This window comes from Mycobacterium sp. (assembly GCF_032159565.1).
Classification (GTDB): domain Bacteria; phylum Actinomycetota; class Actinomycetes; order Mycobacteriales; family Mycobacteriaceae; genus Mycobacterium.
The window spans coordinates 1-5,803 of record NZ_JAVHWR010000234.1 but is presented as its reverse complement, the minus strand read 5'-3'; the positions used below and the strand labels follow the sequence as shown (position 1 = coordinate 5,803).

8 protein-coding genes and 1 pseudogene are annotated in these 5,803 nt (G+C 62.6%); 2 read left to right on the top strand and 7 right to left on the bottom strand.

The features are described from left to right. Positions 1–513 precede the first annotated feature (513 nt). The 3 genes and pseudogenes from QOC76_RS31255 to QOC76_RS31245 form a co-directional block, all read right to left on the bottom strand. Positions 514–694 (bottom strand): annotated as a pseudogene (locus QOC76_RS31255) (TetR/AcrR family transcriptional regulator); the annotation flags it as partial. A 135-nt stretch (positions 695–829) separates the two neighbouring features. Continuing rightward, positions 830–1,087 carry a hypothetical protein gene (locus QOC76_RS31250; RefSeq protein ID WP_526363918.1) on the bottom strand — a complete coding sequence of 86 codons (258 nt, stop codon included), beginning with the start codon at positions 1,085–1,087 and terminating at the stop codon, positions 830–832. Between the two features lie 73 nt (positions 1,088–1,160). After that, complete coding sequence (locus tag QOC76_RS31245; RefSeq protein ID WP_526363916.1) at positions 1,161–2,072, bottom strand: NmrA family NAD(P)-binding protein; 912 nt, start codon at positions 2,070–2,072, stop codon at positions 1,161–1,163. A 283-nt stretch (positions 2,073–2,355) separates the two neighbouring features. Between QOC76_RS31245 and QOC76_RS31240 the strand changes: the two genes are divergently transcribed. Continuing rightward, on the top strand, positions 2,356–2,994 hold the full coding sequence (locus QOC76_RS31240; protein ID WP_526363914.1) for a CGNR zinc finger domain-containing protein: 639 nt from the start codon (positions 2,356–2,358) through the stop codon (positions 2,992–2,994). Between the two features lie 129 nt (positions 2,995–3,123). Here the strand turns inward: QOC76_RS31240 and QOC76_RS31235 are convergent, their stop codons facing one another. The 4 genes from QOC76_RS31235 to QOC76_RS31220 form a co-directional block, all read right to left on the bottom strand. After that, on the bottom strand, positions 3,124–4,038 hold the full coding sequence (locus QOC76_RS31235; protein WP_526363912.1) for a haloalkane dehalogenase: 915 nt from the start codon (positions 4,036–4,038) through the stop codon (positions 3,124–3,126). Between the two features lie 105 nt (positions 4,039–4,143). Further along, complete coding sequence (locus tag QOC76_RS31230) at positions 4,144–4,383, bottom strand: nuclear transport factor 2 family protein (protein WP_526363910.1); 240 nt, start codon at positions 4,381–4,383, stop codon at positions 4,144–4,146. 24 nt (positions 4,384–4,407) lie between these two features. Next, positions 4,408–4,560 carry a hypothetical protein gene (locus QOC76_RS31225; protein WP_526363908.1) on the bottom strand — a complete coding sequence of 51 codons (153 nt, stop codon included), beginning with the start codon at positions 4,558–4,560 and terminating at the stop codon, positions 4,408–4,410. Positions 4,561–4,605: 45 nt separating this feature from the next. Beyond that, complete coding sequence (locus QOC76_RS31220; RefSeq protein WP_526363906.1) at positions 4,606–5,094, bottom strand: tautomerase family protein; 489 nt, start codon at positions 5,092–5,094, stop codon at positions 4,606–4,608. Positions 5,095–5,232: 138 nt separating this feature from the next. Here QOC76_RS31220 and QOC76_RS31215 point away from each other — a divergent pair, with 138 nt between their 5' ends. Continuing rightward, a complete protein-coding gene (locus QOC76_RS31215; RefSeq protein WP_526363904.1) occupies positions 5,233–5,697 on the top strand; it encodes a MarR family winged helix-turn-helix transcriptional regulator in 465 nt (154 codons plus the stop codon). The last annotated feature ends 106 nt before the right edge of the window (positions 5,698–5,803 follow it).

Below are 5,803 nucleotides of genomic sequence, written 5' to 3'. Positions count from 1 at the left end.
GGGCGGCCGGTCAGCTCGGGCGGCTCGTTATCGACGACCTACTCTCCGCAGGCATACCAGGTACAGACCTGATCGCCATCGCTAGGCCGCGGCCTGAAATTGGACATCTGGATGAGACGGATCGCTGCGGACATCGCATGAGACGGGTGTATTGCCGCAGTACAATGAGGTGTGAGCGGACGCAGATGTTGAGAAGCTACAGGCGCACACACACTCTGATGAATAAGGAAGCTAAGGTGTAGTTTCTCAAATCGGTGTCATCTTCTCAGTCGAGATGACATGCCGATAGCCAAAATGACATTAACGTGAGAATTCATCAGACTTTTGAGCTCCCACCGTTGTCGACGGCGTTGCCGGCGAATCCGTGCACCGGCTCCAGGCCTGGGTGCGGATTGACGGAGTTGGTCGGGGATGGCTCGAGACGATAATCGCTGGTCGGACCGGTTCGAGAGTCATTGCGAGGCAGGCAAATTCGAGCCCTGTCCGCCTGCTATCGGGGGGTGTTCGGTCTCGTCATTTCCCTGAGTCGATGGTGGCGGCATCGATGAGCGTTTCTGCGGCTGATCGCGCGTGTAGCAGGGGAGGTGTCGTTGTGTGAGGTCGCGAGGGCTAAGGCGCCCTCGAAGAGCACTGCGAGCTGGTTGCCGAGCCGGTAGGGATCTCGGGCGCCGGCTTCGGTTGCTGTGTGGATGAGACGGGCAGCGGCGTGGTCACGTTGTCTCCCAGTGTCTTTGCCCGCAGGGCCTGTTATCGTTCGTTCGACATCGCCTATCGATGCGGTTCGCTCGGGCTGATGATCTTGCGGGCGAAGCTGCGGCTTTGTCCGGGTTCAGATTTCGTAGATCGCGTCGTATTCGAGCGTCGCGAGGTTCTCGATGACGAACGGTAGGGTGGCGTCGATCCGTTCTCGGACGGAGTCGATGCTGGGTCCTTCGAGGATGAAGTAGAACCCTGGCCCGGCGGAGCGCCGGTATGCGGATTTGACTACGCCCTCGGTCTGGAGATCGCGCAGGACCCGCATCTCGTGGTCGAGGTGTGGTTCCAGCGCATCCGGACGAGTTATGAAACCCTTGGCAAGCACGATCATGTGTTCTTCTCATATCAGGCAAGGACTTTGAGTCCGAAATGTGGGCGGCTGATCGGCATGTCAGCCGGCGGTGCTACGCCGCGGGCGCGGCGAACAGTGAGACATGTTCGTTTACCCAGTCCTTGACCGAGCGCGGGGCGTGGCCGGTGAGGTCATAGACGGTGGGGGAGGGGACCGCGTACACGTTGTTGCGGGTGAGGGCGTCGATCCCGATAAGGATATCGACGAGCAGTTCGGGCACCCCGGCAGATTGCAGCACGGCGCGCTGCTGGGATTCGGTTCGGACGTGATACTCGACGCGGGTTCCCGACGCCGCGGAGATGTAATCGGCGAGTTCGTTCATCGTCACGGCGGTGGGTCCGGAGATGTCATACACCTTGCCGGCATGGCGCTGGGGGCCGTCGGTGAGGATGACCTCGAAGACCCTCGCCACATCGCGGGTGTCGATCAGGGCCACCCGGCCCGTACCCCCAAGACCACCCCAGGCGTCGGACTGCGCAAACTTGGCGGCGAGCTTGACCATGAAGTCGGTGAAAGTCGTGGGGCGCACCACCGTCGCAGCGACACCCGTGGTCGCGAGGTAGGCGTCGATCTCGGTGTGCCACTGCAGAACATTCGCGGAGTCGACGTGTGTGCCTCCCGAGCCGGCGACCGACAGGTTCACCAGATAGGGCACATCCGCGCCGATCGCCGCGTCGATCAGCGCGATCTCGTCACGGACCTGTCGGTCGCTGGTCCCATAGCTCATAAAGGCCCTGTCGGAGCCGGTGAACGCCGACCGCAACGTGGCAGCGTCATCGAAGTCGACGCCTACGATCTCGAGCCTGGCGTCACCGAATGCTGTCGCAGCGGCCTCGGGGTTGCGGGTCAGGACCCGAACCTGCTCGCCGTCACGTACAAGCGCTTGCGTCAGTGTCTTACCGACAAGTCCGGTTCCGCCGGCCAGCGTGATCATGTTGAACCTTTCGTCCGAAGAGCGTTGCATTCCAAATCCGACAGTAGCGTTACTGCTATACTCCTGTCAACGGGTTGGGCTCGGGATTGCTAGGTTCCATTCGGTCGGTGTGTGCGTTACGTCGTCCTACCGAATCCATCGGTCGCGCTCAGTGCTCCTCCGCCCCTTTTGTTTAGGTGTTTCATCGGCGGCTAGCACCGTCAACTCAGACGGGCTGCGTGGAGCTGGTGGGTACCGACAACGGCCGACATCGACGTATGCGATATCGATACAGTCATGTCGTGTTGTTATGCGATTGGGTTATGATGGCGGCATGGGTTGGGCAGCTACTAACAGACACGGGCTGGCGGCTGCACCGGCGGGGCTGGGTTTCGTCCAAGATTTCCTCAACACCCATCCCACCCATCCCGCCCCGTCCGCCAAGCCTGAACCCGCGGCTGACCTGCTCGCTGACCTTGACAGCGCACAGCGCTGGCTCGACGGGGCTCTAGAGAGTTGGTCGCAAGAAACGGGCGTGTCCCAAGGCCGTGTGCTGCTCACCGAAGCCGACCTGGACAAGCTTCGTTGCCTGCGGGCCGATCTGGAGAGCTTGCTGCGTCCGGCCGATCGGCCTCGCGACGTTGCACTGCTACCGTCGGCATCCGTTTTGGTGCGCGTCGGAGCCGACGGTGCGGCGCTGCTGGAGCCGCGCGGCGCGGGAAGCCGTCGGGTCAGCGCGATCGTGCTGATCGAGACCTTTACCGCCCAACGCTTGGACAACTGGCGCCGACTGAAACTGTGCCGCAACGACCGGTGCCGCGTCTCGTTCTATGACCGCTCCCGTAACAACAGTGCGCTGTGGCACGACTCGCGTGCATGCGGCAACGCCACCTACCTGCGTGCGTCACGAGCGCGCAGACGTCAGGATGAGCTCACCGCCGATCAACACCCAAATGACTCCGAAAGGCACTGACACTCAACCACTTATCAGCATCGTTAGGCGGGCCTGTGTGCCTGGACCAGTTGACGATCGCGAGTTATGACTCGACGAGCTCGGGTTCGCGATCTAAGTCGCTACGATCCCGGCCTTAGTCGTCTATGCCTACCTTGTGTTTTCGGCGACTGGTCCCGTGGGCAGCTGCGAGTTGCAGACGAACTTCGCCACGGCAGTGCCGATCTCGTCGGGACTGTCCTCCTGGACGAAATGGATTCCGCTGACGGTGGTCTCGGTCAGGTTGGGCCAGGTCCGGATGAGCTGGAGGGTGCGGCCGTTGACGACGGCGCCCGGTTGGGCCTTGATGAACAGCTTGGGCACATCGCTTTCGGCCAACCACCTGCTGTAAGCCTCGACGACCGAGACGACCTCGGACGGCTCGCCGTCGATCGGGATGTTGCGTGGCCATGACAGCGTCGGCCTGCGATCTTCACCGGGGTTGGCGAACGGCCGCCGGTAGTAGCCCATCTCTTCGTCCGTGAGTCGGCGCTGAATCTGAGCCGGCAAGACGCCCTCGACGAAGATGTTCTGCTCTAGCACCATTCGCTCGCCTACCGGGGAGCGAAAACCCTGAAACACCTCACGAACGTCGCTAGGAAACTCGGACCACGTCATCGGGGTGACGATGGCTTCCATGAACGCGACGCCCTGCACCCGGTCGCGATGATGGTTGGCCCAGTCGAAGCCGAGCACGGAACCCCAATCGTGCAACACGAGTGTCACCTTGTCGCCGAGATCCAGTGCGTCCCAGAGCGCGAATAGGTGGTCGCGCTGCTCGCCGTAGTTGTAGCGATCCGGGCCCGACGGGCGCAGCTTGCCTGATCCGCCCATCCCGACCATATCGGCGGCTACCAGCCGGCCTAACCCTTCCAGGTGCGGCATCACATTCCGCCACAAGTAGGACGACGTGGGGTTGCCGTGCGCGAAGACAATCGCGTCGCCCTCGCCCTGGTCGACGTAGGCCATCCGTGTCCCGTCGACGTCGCGATGTTGCAGTTGTCCGTACGGTTTTGCCCCGACCATAAGAAAGTCTCCTAGCTACGAGATCCGGCGAGCGACGTGAGCGCAGTTCGCGATCGTCGTCAACGGTCCAGTCGATGGTGCGCTGCTATCCGGGTCGGCCGATGTTCAGCCGCGTTGACCTTCGTTGCGAAGGATGGTGTAGGCCACCATCATCGAGTCCACGTGGGCCCGCTCCTCGACGATGTTGTCCCTCTCAAAGCGGCACACCCAGCAATAGTCATTGGCGAAGTCCGCTCCCTCCTTGGTCTTTGAGGTGGAGTGAAGCTCGGCGATCGTGGTGTCACCGTCGACGTAGAGGTGGGTGACCTCCAGCTTCACGCCGTCTGGGACGGCCTGCCCGGCCAAGCGAGCGAACGTCGCGTCAATGAACTAGGCCTTATCGTGGTAGCGCCCGGCCAGGGGGTGAGTTCCCTCGACGGTCCAGTCGACGTCGTCAGCGACCCGGTCCCAGAACTGCGGCTGGGTAGCGGGATCCTGGAGCTTGGCGAACAAGGCGATCCGGTCATCTCGTATCGTAGTCATGATTTGCTTCCTTCTGTTCGTGAGCTATCTCGTTGACTGCCGATGCTATTCGGCGAATGTCAGGTGGCCGCGGCCCGCGGCGGTCTCGCCGGCCTGGGCGAGCTCGTCCCAGTCGGTCATGCGCAGGATGCGTCCGGTTGCGCCCCAGAAGCCCTCGGACTGCTCTCTGAGCATGCACCAGACGCGCTGGGTGTGCGCCTCGATGTCGGCCACGCCCTCGGCGGCGAGCACCGTCTCGGTCACCTCACGCACCAATGCGTTGCGGCGGTGCTCGTTGAGTGGGCCGGTAATGCCCGGCAAGCCCTGCGGCACGGTGAGAAAGACCCGGTAGATGGGCAGTTCGGCGGGCCTGCCGCCGACGTTGACGGCCCCGCTGGGCAATTCGTGCACAAAGGCCCATGCCATCGCGCGGGTCGCCGGGTTGTCGGCAACCCCCTCCCACCGCAACACGATGGTCGTGAGGTCCTCAACGAGGGTGGTCAGGGCCGGGGGTTGTAGGGCGCCGGCGGGCAAGGTGAGGTCGATCATCGGCATGGGTGACTCCTTCGTTGAGTGACTGTCTTCAGTCGTTTCATAATTCCCAAGTTAGGGCATATGCCCCTTGTTGTAAAGGGGGCATATGCCCTAAGATTGGAAAGATCCCGTTTGAACCCGAGGAAGGTGAGGACTATCGTGCCCAGTCGCGCTGAAGCAGCCGGCGAAAGCCCGTGCAGCGCAACGGCCATGCGTAAGGCCACCCGACGGATGACGCAGCTGTACGACGACGCTTTGGCGTCGGCCGGACTGCGCTCGACGCAGTACGCGATCCTTGAGGAACTGCATCGGCAGGCCGATGCTCCGCCCACTATGGGTGAATTGGCTGAGACGCTCGTGCTGGACCGGTCAGCCCTTGGGCACAACCTGCGACCACTAGAACGCGACGGTCTCGTCGCGTTGGTAGCAGGCGACAACGACCGGCGCAGGCGCCGGGTCGTGCTCACCACAACTGGACGCGCCAAGTTCGCGCAGGGTCGGCGAGCGTGGAAATTGGCGCAGGACCGGTTCAACGATGTGTTCGGCGAATCAGCAGCAGCGAAACTCCGGGCCACCTTGCTCCGCATTGCACGCGACGAACGCCTCGCCACGTTAACCGATTGACCCATGAGGACGGCGGCCGCGAGTCAGACGAAGGCGGCGTCAGGTTTCGATGCTTTTGGCCGGCCAACGGCGATCGATCCTTCGCCTGGTTCGATCACGTACGTAT

What these genes read in the sequence shown, in the direction of transcription:
- QOC76_RS31235 (WP_526363912.1), bottom strand. Translation starts at nt 4,038, where the DNA reads ATGGTCGGGGCAAAACCGTACGGACAACTGCAACATCGCGACGTCGAC.
- QOC76_RS31240 (WP_526363914.1), top strand. Translation starts at nt 2,356, where the DNA reads ATGGGTTGGGCAGCTACTAACAGACACGGGCTGGCGGCTGCACCGGCG.
- QOC76_RS31220 (WP_526363906.1), bottom strand. Translation starts at nt 5,094, where the DNA reads ATGCCGATGATCGACCTCACCTTGCCCGCCGGCGCCCTACAACCCCCG.
- QOC76_RS31245 (WP_526363916.1), bottom strand. Translation starts at nt 2,072, where the DNA reads ATGCAACGCTCTTCGGACGAAAGGTTCAACATGATCACGCTGGCCGGC.
- QOC76_RS31250 (WP_526363918.1), bottom strand. Translation starts at nt 1,087, where the DNA reads ATGATCGTGCTTGCCAAGGGTTTCATAACTCGTCCGGATGCGCTGGAA.
- QOC76_RS31225 (WP_526363908.1), bottom strand. Translation starts at nt 4,560, where the DNA reads ATGACTACGATACGAGATGACCGGATCGCCTTGTTCGCCAAGCTCCAG.